We start from the raw sequence: 13,947 nt of genomic DNA, 5'->3' as shown, positions 1-13,947 counted from the left end.
CTCAGGAAGTTGCCCGCCAGGGGTCGCTTCCGGATGTGACTCAGTAGTAACCTTCCGCCAACTCCGATGTGACTCAGCAGTAACTTTCTCCTCACACTCATCCCTCACCACCTCTCGTGGAGGCACTATGAGGTCCCGCGTCCTCGGCGCCGCGCTCTTCGGTCTCGGCGTCCTGGCGTTGGTTTTCGCCGGCGGCCTGGCCTTCGTCGTGGCGCCCACAGTGGAACAACTGCCCTACGACCTGAAGCCCACCCAGTCGGTCGCCGTGGCCCCCAACGCGCGCTTCCTGCAGATCACCGCCGGCAAGGCCGAAGTCGTCGAGGGCGTCGAACTGCGCTCGACGATCTCCGTGACCCCGGACGCGAAGGCCACCTCGGCCCTCAGCGACCCGCTCGACGGTGAGGCCGTGGTCTGGCTCGTCGGCCAGCAGGTCGTGCGCACCGACACCAACGCCCTGATCAGCGCGTACAGCACGTCCCTGGCCCTCGACCGGCAGACCGCGGCGGCCCAGCCGTGGGACAAGGCGTGGCTCGACACCGGCAACAACCAGGAGTCGGTCGCGTACTCCGGCCAGATCTACAAGTTCCCCTTCGGCACCGAGAAGAAGGACTACGAGATCTACGACCGGGACATCCTCAAGGCCGTGCCGGCCAAGTTCGTCAAGACCCAGCAGATCGAGGGCCTGGAGACGTACCAGTTCACCCAGGAGATCCGCGACGAGATCCAGGAGCTCCCGGCCGACCGGCTCACGGTGCTGACCTCGCAGCTGCTGAAGGGCGGCGTGACCGGCAAGGTCCACTACAGCAACACCCGTACGGTCTGGGTCGAGCCCGCCACCGGCCAGTACCTCAAGGTCGAGGAGAAGCAGAGCAAGAGCCTGATGAGCGACGACGGCCAGTCCGTCTCGATCCTCGACGCGACCTTCACCTACACCGACGACACGATCAAGAGCGCCGCCGAGACCTCCGGCGACAACCGCCAGAAGCTCCAGCTCGTCGGCGTCTGGGCGCCGATCGGCCTGGCCGTCCTCGGCGCCGTCCTGATCATCGCCGCGCTCTTCCTGCTCAACCGCCGCCCGGCTGCCCCCGCAGCCCCGGCCCCGGCCCACAACCCGCGCCACTCGGCGTCCGGCGCCGCCGACGACACCACCACCGAGGTCGACACCAACCACGACACCACCGTCGACACCAGCAAGACCTCCGCCCAGAAGACGGAGTAGCGACGCGTTCCACGACGCTCCGGTCCCCGTTCCCGGTGGACCGGAGCGTTCCGCGTAGATCGCGAGCCGTACTGTATGCGGGTCCAGGTCCGCGATCTTCGATGGGTTGAGCAGATGAAGAGCCCGCTCCGCCCGGGCGACCCGGCGTCGCTGGGCGGCTACCGACTGCTGGCCCGGCTCGGCGAGGGCGGCATGGGGTCGGTGTTCCTCGGCCGGCGGGACGACGGGCCGCTGGTCGCCATCAAGATGATCAAGCCCGAGTACGCCCACGACGAGGAGTTCCGCGGCCGGTTCCGCAGCGAGGTCAAGCGGGCGTGGCAGGTGCCGCCGTTCTGCACGGCAGCGGTTCTCGACGCCGACCCCGACCACCGGACGCCGTACCTGGTGGTGGAGTACGTCGACGGTCCGAGCCTGGACGAGGTGGTGGCGCACGAGGGCCCACTGGCCGACAGCCGCCTGCACGGCGTGGCGGTCGGGGTGGCCACGGCGTTGACCGCGATCCACGGGGCCGGCGTGATCCACCGGGACCTCAAGCCGCAGAACGTGTTGTTCGCGCTGGGCACGCCGAAGGTGATCGACTTCGGGATCGCCCGCGCGCTCGAGGTGACCAGTCAGCACACGCATCCCGATCAGATGGTCGGCACGGTCGCGTACATGGCGCCGGAACGGTTCGACGGCGATCACCGGGACATCACGCCGGCGGCTGACGTGTTCGCGTGGGGCGCGGTCATCGCGTACGCCGGCACCGGCCGCACCCCGTTCCGGGCCGACTCGCCGGTCGCCACCGCCGCTCGGATCCTGACCCAGCCGCCGGATCTGACCGGTCTCACCGGGCCGTTGGCCGACCTGGTGGCGCTCGCGCTGTCCAAGGTCCCGGAGGATCGGCCGACCGCGCACGAACTGCTCAACCTGCTGCTCGCTCAGAACACCGGCTCCGGCGCGATCGGCCGTCCGCTGCGGGAGGCCGCCGAGGCGGCCCAGCTCTCCGGCCGCCACGTCTCCGGCGCCGGACTGCGCCCCGAACCCCGGGGCGGGCGCCGCCGCACCTGGGCGATCATCGCAGCCGCCACCGCGGTGACGCTGCTCGCGGCCGGCGTCGGCCTGTTCAGCCGCCGGAACCTCGAGCCCACGGCTCAGCCGCTGCCGGCGCTGACCACCATGCCGGTGCCGGGGGCGGTGCGGGGCCCGTGGGTGGTCGACGCTCTCGACCGGCCGGGGCAGTGGCGGGCCGCCACCGACGACTACGGTGGCCGCTGCTCGTTCAAGAACGGCCTGGCTATGACCACCCCCAGTTTCGCGATGGTGTGCCCGGGCACGACCCGGAGCTTCGCCGGTGACCAGTCGATCTCCGTCGACGTCAGTCTCGACAACGCCCGGTCCTGTGCCGAGGTCCAGTTCCGCTCCGCGGGCGACAGTTCCTACTGGCTCGACCTGTGCCCGCGGGTCATCCGGATCCGTCACGAGGGCGCCGTCCGGAACACCACGGTCGGCTCGGCCGAACAGGCCCTGTTCGCCCCCGGCAAGCGGCGCGCTGTGGTGCTGAGCGTCCGCGACGAGGTCGCGTCGGTCTCGGTCGACGGGGCTGTCGTGCTCGAGCGGAAGCTGACCGATCCGAGCCTGCCGGCCGGCAAGGTGGCCTTCGGCGTGGGCCCGACCGACGAGGCGAAGGATCAGGACGCCCCGGCCGGCGCCCACGTCACCCGGGCCGAGATCAGGCCGATCGAGGACGCGGTCCCGTCCTCCGCCGGGACGGTGCCCCCCTTCACCGACGTCCGGCGGGGAAACACCAAGTCGATCGTCAAGGTTCACGGGTACTTCCCGAAGGCGAGATCCGTCGTGGTGGAGCCGGTGCTGTTCATGACCGGTGACGAGTACTGCGACACCTTCAAGGTGAAGTCCACGTCGGACGCCCCCTGCGAGCAGGCCTGGCTGACCGAGGACAGCCGCATGGTCGTGACCCTGCCGACCTCGGCCGCCCCCAGGCTCACCAGCACGTTCGACGACCCGGGGCGCTGCGCGGGCGACCCGGTCACCGTCGGAACCTGCGCCATCGGCCCCGAGAAACTGGCCGAGAGGCTCGGCAACAACGGCCTGGTCGAGGTGACCACCACCAACGGCATTGTCACCGCGATGGCCGACGTCTACGTCCCGTGACACCTCACCTCAGGCCACGCCGGCGAAGGTGAGCAGGCCGGTCATCGTGAACGCCCCGTCTCAGGGCTGCAGGAGGGCTCTGATCTCGTCGGCCTCGGGGATGCCGAGGGCGGTGAACAGGGTCAGGGCCTGCTGGTAGTGCTCGCGGGCCCGCTCGTGGTCGCCGAGGACGCGGTGGGCGTGGCCCAGTCCCGCGTGGGCGACGCCCTGCTCGTCGGGCATGTCGACGTCGATCGCCGTGGTCAGGGCCTCGGCGTGGCGGGCGAGCGCGTCGGCCGTCCGCCCGGCTGCCAGGGCGGCCTCGCCGAGACCGTTGAGCGACCCGATCTCGCCGCCCTTGTTGCCGAGCTCGCGGAAGAGGGCCAGCGCCGGCTCGAAGTAGCTGATGGCCCGGGTGGGCTGCCGGAGGCGGTTGTACAGCAGGCCGAGGCTGTCGAGCGCCCCGGCCTCGTTGTTGCGGTTGCCGAGTTGCCGGAACAGGATCAGCGCCTGCTGCAGGTGGTCGGCGGCGGCTTCGTGCCGGCCCGCCCGCGTCTCGACGTCACCGAGAATGTTCAGGGCCTGGGCCTGGCCGTGCCGGTTACCGGTCTGCCGGTCGAGCGCGAGGGCCTGCTCGCAATGGTCGATCGCCTCGGGCAGGCGGCCCATCCGCTCCAGCACGAGGGCGAGGCCGCTGAGCATGTTGGCCTCGCCGTAACGGTCGCCGGCCGCCCGGTACAGGGCGAGCGCCTGCTGCTTGTAGTCGAGGGCGTCGGGGTAGCGGCCCATCCACTGCATGACCGTGGCGAGATCGTAGAGAGCGGCCGCCTGGCCGGCGTCGTCCCCGATCCGGCGGAACAGCTCCAGGGACTCCTCGAGGTCGTCGGTGGCCCGCTTCGGCGAACCCAGCCGCCGGTGGGCGACGCCGAGGCCGTTGAGGGCATGCGCCTGGTCGGTCAGGTCGCCGGTGTCCCGGGCGGCCCGCAGGGCGTGGCCGTGCACGGTCAGGGCATCGCCGTGGTGGCCGCCCTTCAGGTAGCGCGACAGGGTCCGCGCCAGGCGGACGGCGTGGGCCGGCGAATCGTGCGTGACGGCGACCAGGGTGGGCCGCTCGGTGTCCAACCAGGCCAGAGCCGTGCCGGGATCAGCCAGGGCAGGCCCCGGGGCGGCGCCCGGCGGGAGGGCCGGCCGCTGGTCGGCCTCGGCCGGGTGCAGCGTGTTCATGGCCGCCCCGGCGGTGGCCAGGTAGAAGTCGAACAACCGGGTCAGGGCCGCGCGCCGGGCGGCCGGCGGGTCCTCGTCGTGCGCGCGGTCAGTAGCGTAGGCGCGGACCAGGTCGTGGAGGGTGTAGCGCCCCGGGCCGCTCGGCTGCAGCAGATGATCGTCGAGAAGCCGGCCGAGCCGGATGGCCGCGGCGGCCGGGTCGGTGCCGGTCAGGGCGCCCACGGCGTACGCGTCGAAATCCTGCCCCGGATGCAGCGCGGCCAGCCGCAGCAGGTGCTGCCGGTCGGCCGGCTGATCCTGATAGGACAGGTCGAGCGCCAGTTCGACCCCGGACTCGAGGCGGCGGTCCCGGTGGCGGTCGTCCAGCCGGTCGGCGTGGTCGGACAGCGTCCAGTCCGGGAAGGCGCGGATATGACCGGCGACCAGGCTCAAAGCCAGCGGCAGATGCCCGCAGCGGGCGGCGATGCGGCTCAGTGCCGCCGCGTCCGTGCCCACGCCGGAGCCGCGCAGGAAGGTCTCGGCCTCCTCGGGAGTGAACACGTCGACGGCGAGCGCGGTGGCGGACGGCAGCCCGGACAGGGTCCGCCGGCTCGTGATGAGCGCGAGGCAGCCCGCGGTGTCCGGCAGCAACGGCCGGACCTGCTCGACCGTGGCCGCGTTGTCCAGCACCACCAACGTACGGGTGCCGGCCAGCAGGCCGCGGTAGGCCGAGGCGCGGGCGTCCAGCCCGTACGGAATCCGGTGACCCGACACGCCGAGCACCCGCAGGAAGCCGTCGAGGACCGCCGCCGGGTCGGCCGGCGGCTGGGCCGGGCCGGGGTGGAAGCCGCGGAGATTGACGAACAACACCCGGTCGAACCGTTCGTCCCGAATCAGCAGGTGGCCGGCGTGCACGGCGAGCTGGGTCTTGCCGACACCGGCCATCCCGGCGATGGCCGAGATCACCACCGCGCCGCCGCCCTGCCGGGCGTCCTCCAGCGCGCGACGCAGCCGGTCCAGCTCGTGGGTGCGGCCGGTGAACCCGGCCAGGTCCTGCGGCAGGGCGTCCCGCACGCGGACCTGCGACCCGGCGTCGATCTCGGCGCCGACCGCCCGCAGCGCCTGCCGCCATCGATCCACGTAGGCCCGGTCCGGGTGCAACGCCTCGACGACGGCCATGACGAGCGCGGTGCTCAGTCGCCGCCGCCCGGCCCGGAAGCAGTCGGCCACCGTGGATTTGCTGGTCAGCTCGCTTGCCGGCCGGCCCGCCGCGGTCCGGGCCGCGTTCACCCGGTTCTTGATCGTGTCGTAGGACGGGTCGCCGGCCCACACCTTGAGCAGCCGCAGCCGTTCGGCCACGTCGTCGAGGCTGCCGGCCCGAGCCGGATCGGGCAGCGTGGCGAACGCCTCGTGCGGCATCGATCACCTCATTGACATAGCCGAATCTCCAGCCGCCTCGACCCTAACTCGCCAGCGCCTCGGTCGGGGTCAGGCGGGCCGCCAGCACCGCCGGATAGAGGCCCGCGACCACGCCGACCAGGACGGTCGCGGCCAGGCCGCCGGCCGGAGCCCAGAGTGGCAGCGCCATCGGCCAGGCGCGCCACCACGACCAGGCCGCCGTGACGAGGGCTCCGACGGCTGCGCCGGCCAGGCCGCCGGCCGTGGCCAGCAGCAGCGATTCGGTCAGGAACTGCTGGCACACGTGCCATCCGGTGGCCCCGAGAGCGCGGCGCAGACCGATCTCGCCGCGACGTTCCAGCACCGAGACGACCATCGTGTTGGCCACTCCCACCCCGCCGACCAGCAGGGCCACCGCGCCCAGTCCGAGCAGCAGGCCGTTGAGCGCGGCGTCGGTGGCCCGGGCCGCGGCCAGCGCGTCGGACGGACGGGACACCTTGACCTCGTGGGGCGCGGCCGGGTTGACCGTGGCGCCGAGCACCCGCCGCACCCGCTCGACGTCCGCCTCGTCGGATCTTGTGTAGACCGTCGTCGGGTGGCCGTCGAAGCCCAGCAACGACGTGGCGGTGGTCCAGTCGACCAGGGCCGCCGAGTCGATCTCGGGCGCCAGCGGTGACGACGTCAGCATGCCCACCACCGAGAACCACTGCCCGCCCAGCCAGACGCGTCCGCCCGGTGCCCGGACGCCGAGCCGGTCCGCCGCGCCGGCGCCGAGGACGACCGTGGGGGCGCCCGGCATGGTGGTGGTGAGCCAGCGTCCCCGGGCTGTGCCGATCCCGAGCGCCGGCAGCAGATCGGGCCGGGCGGCCAGCACGCTGATGCTGCCGTGCTCGGCGACCGGGACGAACTCGTTGCGGTAGACGCGCGCGGTCAGCTTCGCGGTGGCGCTGACGGTCCGGACCGCGGCGATGCGCCGGACCATGGCGAGCGACTCCGGGGGCAGGGACGACTCTTCGCCGGTCAAGGTCTGGCCGGGGGCGGCGGTGAGCAGGTTGGTGCCGAGCGCGGCCAGCGCCCGGTCCAGGCCGGCCCGGCTGGACGCCGAGAGACCGACCACGGCCAGCATCGCCGCGATGCCGATGGCTATCCCGGCCGCCGACAGCACCATCCGCAGCGGCCGGGCGCGCAGGCCCGCCGCCCCCAGCCGCAACACATCGGAGCCGGCCAGCCGGGCCGGACGCAGGCGGGCCGTCATGCGGCGACCAGCCTTCCGTCGCGCAGGGCCACCCGGCGGGGGAGGGCGGCGGCGATGTCACGGTCGTGGGTGATGACGACAGTGGTCGTGCCGGCCCGGTGCAGATCGTGCAGCAGGTCCATGACGACGGCGCCCGACGCCGAGTCGAGGTTGCCGGTGGGCTCGTCGGCCAGCAGCAGCGCGGGACCGGCCACCACCGCGCGGGCGATCGCGACCCGTTGCCGCTCGCCGCCGGACATCTCGTGCGGCCGGTGGTGGGCGCGGTGGACCAGGCCCACCCGCTCCAGGGCGACAGACGCGCGGGAGCGGCGCTCGCGGCGCCGTACGCCCGAATAGAGCAGGCCGTCGGCCACGTTGTCCAGAGCGGACACCCCCGACGCCAGGTGGAACTGCTGGAAGACGAAGCCGACGGTGCCGGCCCGCAGCGCGCTCAGCGACCGGTCGGGCAGGGCGGCGACGTCGTGGCCGGCGATCCGCACGGTGCCGGCGGACGGACGGTCGAGCGCCCCGAGCAGGTGCAGCATCGTCGACTTGCCGGACCCGGACGGTCCGACCACGGCCAGCAACTCGCCCGGCGACACCGACAGCGACACGTCGTCCAGGGCGGTGACCCCGCCCGGATAGACCTTGCGGACGTTGCTCATCATGATCACGTGGGCATCCCGACCGTCGTGCCCGCGGCCAGCCCGCCGCCGCGCACCTCGACCTTGCCCCCGGCGAACAACCCCACTTCGACCGCTACGAACCTCCGCGCGCCGCCCTCGACCACCTCCACGCCGTAGCCGCCCTCGGCCAGCGCGACCAGCGCGGCGACCGGGACGGTGAGCACGTTCCGGCGCTGCTCGCTGACGTAGGTGGCGGTGACCGGCCCCTCGCGCAGCTTCCCGAGCGCAGCCGTGGAGGTCAGCGCCACCGTCACCGGGATCGTGGGCTCCTCGCCGGACTCCGGCGGTGAGGCCTTGGCGCCGATGGATGCCACGGCGCCGGGAGTCCGCTTGCCGTCGGGCAGCGTGATCGTGACCTTGACGCCGGGCCGCGCCCACCCCGCCCCGTCGGCCTCGACGTCGACCGTGACCACGGATTCCGCCCCGGTGTACTCGAGCACCTCGCCGGTCGCCGCCGCGCCCGGCCGGACCGGGAGCGCGGCCACCCGGATGGCGCCGTCCGCGACGACCAGCCACGAGGGGTCCACCACGCCGGTCTCCTCCCGTCCCAGGTGCTTCTGCCAGCGGCGGACGGCCCGGGCGGTCAGCCCGGTGTATTCGTCGTCGACCGTGAAACCGGCGTACCCGAGGTCGCGCAGGTTGCGCTCCAGCAGGGCTACGTCCGGGCCCTCGGCGCCGGGCCGCAGCTCCCGGTACATCGGCAACACCCCGTCGAGCAGGACGACGGGAAGGTTGTCGGCGCGCAACACCGGCTCGCCCGGATCAATCGTGTCGCCGACCCGGGGCAGCCACGTGACCGTGCCGGGCGCCTTGGCGATGATCGGCACCTGTTCGCCGTACCCCAGCTTGCCGTCGACCGTGACCGATCCGGACAGGGTCTCGCGGCGGACCGTCGCCGTCGCACCGGCCGGCGGGGGAGGGGAGTCGGCCGGGCCGCCTCTGCTCCGGAACGCGACCACCGGAGCCGCGACCAGCACAGCCGCGGCCGCGGTGGCGCCGGCGATGATCCGGCGTCGCATCACTGGGCCCTCGTCAGGGGAACTGCGCCGCCGCACTTCTCGCCCGCCGCGGCCATCTTCTTCACATCGACGGTCTCCTCGGAGAGCGCCACCGCGCCCGTTTCCGGATCCGGGTCGGGAAAGTCCGGCATTCCGTTCTCCCGCATGCACTTCGACAGCGCCCGCGCCTTCTCCAGGTCCTCGGCCGAGACCTTCTGCGGTTCGCCGCCGGCGCCGCCCGGCATCAGGTCACGGCATTTCTCGATCGCCGCTTCCATCTTCTTCAGCTCGGGCGAGCCGGCCTTCATGGCAGGGAGGCCCAGCACCCCGTCACCGTTCGGGTCGGGCATGTCGACCCCGTTCTCGCGCATGCATTTCGCGTACGCCCGCAATTGGCTCTTCTCATCGGCCGACGAGGCCGACGGAACCGGCGCCGCGCCCCTCCCGGACAGGGAACAGCCGGCCAGGGCAAGGCTCAGAACCGTCAGGGGTACGAGGATTCGTCTCATGCGTCCCAGCACACCGGGGCGCTCGTAAGATCATCATCAGCGCGGGCGCTTACAGGATTCTTATAGCCCGACCGGTAACCATGTCCCGATGCGTGTGCTGATCGCCGAGGACGAAATCATGATGGCGGAGGCGATCGCCGAGGGGCTCCGGCTCCAGGCGCTCGCCGTGGACACCGTGCACGACGGTGGCGCGGCCCTCCAGCGGCTCTCGGTCAACGAGTACGACGTCCTGGTGCTCGACCGGGATCTGCCCGGCGTGCACGGCGACGACGTGTGCCGGGCCGTCGCGGGCGGCGACGTCCGCATCCTGATGCTCACGGCCGCCGGCGAGCTCGCCGACCGGGTCGGCGGGCTGGGCCTGGGCGCGGACGACTACCTGGCCAAGCCGTTCGCCTTCGCCGAACTGGTGGCCCGGGTACGCGCGCTGGGCCGCCGGGCCCGGCCCGCGGCGCCGCCGGTGCTGGAACGTTCCGGCCTGCGCCTGGACACCACTCACCACGAGGTGTTCCGGGACGGCAGGGTGGTCGGGCTCTCCCGCAAGGAGTTCGCCGTGCTGGAGGAGCTGCTGCGGGCCGGCGGCGCCGTGGTCAGCGCCGAACAATTGCTGGAACGGGCCTGGGACGAGCACACCGACCCGTTCACCAACGTCGTGCGGGTGACCATGATGACGCTGCGCCGCAAACTCGGCCCGCCTACGGTGGTCGAGACCGTCACCGGCGTCGGGTACCAGATCCGATGAGCCACCGCTGGACCGTCCGCCTGCGCCTGACCGTCCTCTACGGCGGCCTGTTCGTGCTGGCCGGGGCGGCGCTGCTGACCATCACCTACCTGCTGCTGGGGCAGGCGCTCAACCGGCAGCCGGTCAGCGCGGCGGCCGTGCTGGCCATCGCCCACGCGCCGGCGGACACGTCGTCAGTCGAGATACAGCCCACCGCCCCGATGACCGGGCAGCTCGACCTGGCGCGGAGCACCGAGGTGGCGCGCGACCTCCAGTCGGACTTCCGGGCGGCCACCCTGACGTCGCTGCTCCAGCAGGGCGGGCTGGCCCTGGCCGGGGTGGCGGTCGCCGGTGTGGCGGCGGCCTGGTTCGCGGCCGGGCGGACGCTGCGCCCGATCGCCGAGATCACCGCGACCGCGCGCCGGGTCGCCGGCCGCAGCCTGCACGAGCGGATCGGCCTGACCGGGCCCCGCGACGAACTGCGCCGGCTGGCCGACACGTTCGACGACATGCTCGCCAGGCTGGACACGGCGTTCGCGTCGCAACGCCGGTTCGCCGCCAACGCGTCGCACGAGCTGCGGACCCCGCTGGCCATCAACCGCACCCTGATCGAGGTCGCGCTGTCGTACCCCGATCCCTCGCCCGACGTGCGCCGACTCGGCGAGACGCTGCTGGTCGTCAACGCCCGGCACGAACGGCTGATCGACGGCCTGCTTCTGCTGGCCCGGGGCGACCAGGAACTGGCCGACCCGATTCCGGTCGACCTCGCGGCCGTCACCGAGCACGTGGTCACCCTGGTCCCGGCCGGGTCGGTGACGGTGGCCGTCACCACCGCGCCGTCGCCGATGACCGGCGACCCGGTGCTGCTGGAGCGCCTGGTGCAGAACCTGGTCGAGAACGCGGTCGCCTACAACGTCGCCGCCGGCTCGGTCACCGTGACCTGCGCGCCGGGCGAGCTGACCGTGACCAACACCGGCCCGGTGATCGCCGCCTTCGAGGTTCCGCGCCTGTTCGAGCCGTTCCAGCGCCTGACCGATCGGGTCGGCTCGGCCACCGGCACGGGCCTGGGCCTGTCGATCGTCCGGGCGGTGGCCCGGGCCCACGGCGGCACGGCGACCGCGACCCCCGGCCCGTCGGGTGGGCTGACGGTGCGCGTCACCTTCCACTGAGCCGGCAATCTTGTGGCCGTGCCGCGCCTCCGTTGCGATCCGGCTGCTGGCCGGCTTGGCGTTCGGGTCCCCGCCTCACGCCGCCGGCTCGCGTTCGCGCTGCCGGGTGACGAGGTAGCCGAAGGCGGCAGCGGTGAAGAACATGACGATGCCGTACACGGCGGCCGGTACGGCCATCTCGGTGTTGTTCAGCAGGGCCGGGCTGATCGCGATCGTGATGGCCAGGGTGCTGTTGTGGATGCCGATCTCCATGCCGACGGCGATCGACTCGCGGCGGCCGACGCCGGCCAGGCGGGGTGCGCCGTACCCGATGACCAGGCTGGCCACGTTGAACAGCAGGACCGCGAGGCCCACGGCCACGAAGTAGTCCGCGATGTTGTCGCGCTCCCGCAGCACCGTGCCGGCGATAACCGCGACCAGCACGACGACGGACACGATCTTCACGGGTCGCGCCAGGCGGCCGGCCACGCCGGGGAACCTCGCGCGCAGCGCCATGCCGAGGGCGACCGGCAGCAGCACGATCGCGAAGACCTGGAGCACCTTGTCGAACTGGAGGCCCAGGGACGCGGCGTCGCCGAGGAAGTGTGCCGCCGAGAGGTTCACGATGATCGGCAGCGTGACGACCGCCAGCACCGAGTTGACGGCGGTGAGGGTCACGTTGAGGGCGACGTGCCCGCCGAACAGGTGGCTGTAGAGGTTGGCCGTGGTGCCGCCGGGCGAGGCCGCGAGCAGCATCATGCCGACGGCCGGGGCGGGCGGCAGGTCGAGCGCGACCACCAGGGCGAAGCAGAGCGCGGGCAGCAGCAGCACCTGGCAGCCGAGCGCGATCAGGGCAGCCCGGGGGTAACTCACGACGCGCCGGAAGTCGGCCACCGTGAGCCCGAGACCCAGGCCGAGCATGATGATGCCGAGCGCGACGGGCAGCCCGACGGTGGTCAATGGCGAGTCCATGGCGCTGCATTCTGCCGCAGCGCGCGCCGGGCTCCCATTGCCCGAACGGGCATCGACATCCGTTCATATTTGACAACGCCGCGTAACGCGCTCGAAACTTTGTGAGAGCGCTCCATCCCCCGCTCACCAGCGTGCGAAGCCCTAGCAGAAGGGCCTGTCCCATGACTGTCCGCACCCGTCTCCTGGCCGTCGCGACCGCGACGGTCGCCCTCATCGGCTCGGCCGCGATGGCTGTCTCCGCCAGCGCCGCCCTGCCCCCGCCGCCGAGCGGCTGGACCCAGGTCTGGGCCGACGACTTCACCGGCGGCGCCGGCACCCTGCCCAACGGCGCCAACTGGATCATCGACACCGGCACCAGCTACCCCGGCGGCCCGCCGCAGTGGGGCACCGGTGAGATCCAGACGTACACCAACAGCACCAGCAACGTCGCCCACGACGGCTCGGGCAACCTGCGCATCACGCCGCTGCGCAACGGTTCCGGTCAGTGGACGTCAGCCCGGATCGAAACGCAGCGCACCGACTTCAAGGCGCCGGCCAACGGGGTGCTGCGCATGGAGGGCCGCATCCAGATGCCGAACGTCACCGGCAACGCTGCCCTCGGCTACTGGCCCGCGTTCTGGGCGCTCGGCGCGCCCTACCGGGCCGACCGGTACAGCTGGCCGGCGATCGGCGAGTTCGACGTCATGGAGAACGTCAACGGCATCAACTCCGTCTGGGGCGTGCTGCACTGCGGCGTCAATCCGGGCGGGCCGTGCAACGAGACCAACGGCATCGGCGCCAGCCGGGCCTGCCCCGGCTCGACCTGCCAGGGCAACTTCCACACGTACGCCTTCGAATGGGACCGCAGCGTGTCGCCGAACCAGCTGCGGTGGTACGTGGACGGCCAGCAGTACCACGCGGTGAACCAGAACCAGATCGGCGAGCCGCACTGGACCAACATGACCAGCCACGCCGGCTACCACATCCTGCTCAACGTGGCCATGGGCGGCGGTTTCCCGAACGGTGTGGCCGGATTCGGCACGCCGACCGCGGCCACCGTGCCGGGCCATCCGATGCTGGTCGACTACGTCGCGGTCTACACCCGGGGCGGGGGCGGCACCACGCCGCCGACCACACCCCCCACGACGCCGCCGCCCGGGGGAGTGCGCGACGCGTACGCGCAGATCCAGGCCGAGTCGTTCAACGCCCAGTCCGGCGTGATCGTGGAAACGGCGAGTGAGGGCGGGCAGAACATCGGCGCGATCCGCTCGGGCGACTGGGTGCAGTTCAACAACGTCGAGTTCGGCTCGGGTGGTGTCCGGGACTTCGTGGCCCGGGTGGCCTCGGGGGCCGCGGCCGGCATCAGCGGCCTGGTCGAGGTGCGCGTCGACAGCCGCGGCAACGCGCCGATCGGCAGCTTCGCGCTCGCCAACACCGGCGGCTGGCAGAGCTGGCGGTCCGTGCCGGGCAACGTGTCGAACGTGTCCGGCCGGCACACGGTGTTCCTGACCTTCACCAGCGGGCAGCCCAACGACTTCGTCAACGTGAACTGGATCCAGTTCCGCCGGTGAGCCGTTTCCCGCCTCCTTCGCCGGTGGCCCGTCTTCCGCCTCTTTCGCTGATGACCCGTCTTCCGCCTCATTTCTGGTAACCCCCGTGGGGGGGGGCGCCCCCCCCCGGGGGGGGGCCGGGGGGGGGGGCCGGGGGGGGGGGGGGGGGGCGCCCGGGGGGGGTGGTGGCGGGCGCCGCG

At 72.5% G+C, this 13,947-nt stretch carries 11 protein-coding genes; 5 read left to right on the top strand and 6 right to left on the bottom strand.

The features are described 5' to 3' along the window. Positions 1-127 precede the first annotated feature (127 nt). Positions 128-1,219, top strand: a complete 1,092-nt coding sequence (gene pgfA, locus LXN57_RS34765) for a cell envelope lipid trafficking protein PgfA (RefSeq protein ID WP_251802473.1) — start codon at positions 128-130, stop codon at positions 1,217-1,219. Between the two features lie 114 nt (positions 1,220-1,333). After that, on the top strand, positions 1,334-3,373 hold the full coding sequence (locus LXN57_RS34760; RefSeq protein ID WP_251802472.1) for a serine/threonine protein kinase: 2,040 nt from the start codon (positions 1,334-1,336) through the stop codon (positions 3,371-3,373). 60 nt (positions 3,374-3,433) lie between these two features. Here LXN57_RS34760 and LXN57_RS34755 read toward each other — a convergent pair whose 3' ends face one another. From LXN57_RS34755 to LXN57_RS34735, 5 genes are read right to left on the bottom strand one after another with little or no spacing between them, the layout of a single operon-like run. After that, complete coding sequence (locus tag LXN57_RS34755; protein ID WP_251802471.1) at positions 3,434-5,974, bottom strand: tetratricopeptide repeat protein; 2,541 nt, start codon at positions 5,972-5,974, stop codon at positions 3,434-3,436. 43 nt (positions 5,975-6,017) lie between these two features. Further along, on the bottom strand, positions 6,018-7,208 hold the full coding sequence (locus LXN57_RS34750) for an ABC transporter permease (RefSeq protein ID WP_251802470.1): 1,191 nt from the start codon (positions 7,206-7,208) through the stop codon (positions 6,018-6,020). Then, complete coding sequence (locus LXN57_RS34745; protein WP_438872949.1) at positions 7,205-7,855, bottom strand: ABC transporter ATP-binding protein; 651 nt, start codon at positions 7,853-7,855, stop codon at positions 7,205-7,207. The genes LXN57_RS34750 and LXN57_RS34745 overlap by 4 nt, the downstream gene beginning before the upstream one ends. Positions 7,856-7,857: 2 nt before the next feature. After that, complete coding sequence (locus LXN57_RS34740) at positions 7,858-8,892, bottom strand: peptidoglycan-binding protein (protein WP_251802468.1); 1,035 nt, start codon at positions 8,890-8,892, stop codon at positions 7,858-7,860. After that, positions 8,892-9,380 (bottom strand): hypothetical protein, encoded by a 489-nt coding sequence (locus LXN57_RS34735; protein WP_251802467.1) that lies wholly within the window; start codon positions 9,378-9,380, stop codon positions 8,892-8,894. The genes LXN57_RS34740 and LXN57_RS34735 overlap by 1 nt, the downstream gene beginning before the upstream one ends. 88 nt (positions 9,381-9,468) lie before the next feature. Here LXN57_RS34735 and LXN57_RS34730 point away from each other — a divergent pair, with 88 nt between their 5' ends. Further along, complete coding sequence (locus LXN57_RS34730) at positions 9,469-10,119, top strand: response regulator transcription factor (protein WP_251802466.1); 651 nt, start codon at positions 9,469-9,471, stop codon at positions 10,117-10,119. Continuing rightward, entirely contained in the window at positions 10,116-11,267 is a 1,152-nt protein-coding gene (locus LXN57_RS34725) for a sensor histidine kinase (protein WP_251802465.1), read from the top strand. The genes LXN57_RS34730 and LXN57_RS34725 overlap by 4 nt, the downstream gene beginning before the upstream one ends. Positions 11,268-11,342: 75 nt before the next feature. Here the strand turns inward: LXN57_RS34725 and LXN57_RS34720 are convergent, their stop codons facing one another. Then, on the bottom strand, positions 11,343-12,218 hold the full coding sequence (locus tag LXN57_RS34720; RefSeq protein WP_251802464.1) for a bile acid:sodium symporter family protein: 876 nt from the start codon (positions 12,216-12,218) through the stop codon (positions 11,343-11,345). Positions 12,219-12,379: 161 nt separating this feature from the next. Here LXN57_RS34720 and LXN57_RS34715 point away from each other — a divergent pair, with 161 nt between their 5' ends. After that, positions 12,380-13,768, top strand: a complete 1,389-nt coding sequence (locus tag LXN57_RS34715) for a carbohydrate-binding protein (protein ID WP_438872946.1) — start codon at positions 12,380-12,382, stop codon at positions 13,766-13,768. Positions 13,769-13,947 lie beyond the last annotated feature (179 nt).

The organism is Paractinoplanes hotanensis (genome assembly GCF_023717965.1).
Lineage (GTDB): Bacteria > Actinomycetota > Actinomycetes > Mycobacteriales > Micromonosporaceae > Actinoplanes > Actinoplanes polyasparticus.
Note: the sequence above shows the minus strand (reverse complement) of the source record. Positions and strands in the feature narration are given on the sequence as shown.

Bases quoted from the DNA above. Each gene is read 5' to 3' on its own strand.
- pgfA (WP_251802473.1), top strand. From the start codon at position 128: ATGAGGTCCCGCGTCCTCGGCGCCGCGCTCTTCGGTCTCGGCGTCCTG.
- LXN57_RS34760 (WP_251802472.1), top strand. From the start codon at position 1,334: ATGAAGAGCCCGCTCCGCCCGGGCGACCCGGCGTCGCTGGGCGGCTAC.
- LXN57_RS34755 (WP_251802471.1), bottom strand. From the start codon at position 5,974: ATGCCGCACGAGGCGTTCGCCACGCTGCCCGATCCGGCTCGGGCCGGC.
- LXN57_RS34750 (WP_251802470.1), bottom strand. From the start codon at position 7,208: ATGACGGCCCGCCTGCGTCCGGCCCGGCTGGCCGGCTCCGATGTGTTG.
- LXN57_RS34745 (WP_438872949.1), bottom strand. From the start codon at position 7,855: ATGATGAGCAACGTCCGCAAGGTCTATCCGGGCGGGGTCACCGCCCTG.
- LXN57_RS34740 (WP_251802468.1), bottom strand. From the start codon at position 8,892: ATGCGACGCCGGATCATCGCCGGCGCCACCGCGGCCGCGGCTGTGCTG.
- LXN57_RS34735 (WP_251802467.1), bottom strand. From the start codon at position 9,380: ATGAGACGAATCCTCGTACCCCTGACGGTTCTGAGCCTTGCCCTGGCC.
- LXN57_RS34730 (WP_251802466.1), top strand. From the start codon at position 9,469: ATGCGTGTGCTGATCGCCGAGGACGAAATCATGATGGCGGAGGCGATC.
- LXN57_RS34725 (WP_251802465.1), top strand. From the start codon at position 10,116: ATGAGCCACCGCTGGACCGTCCGCCTGCGCCTGACCGTCCTCTACGGC.
- LXN57_RS34720 (WP_251802464.1), bottom strand. From the start codon at position 12,218: ATGGACTCGCCATTGACCACCGTCGGGCTGCCCGTCGCGCTCGGCATC.
- LXN57_RS34715 (WP_438872946.1), top strand. From the start codon at position 12,380: ATGACTGTCCGCACCCGTCTCCTGGCCGTCGCGACCGCGACGGTCGCC.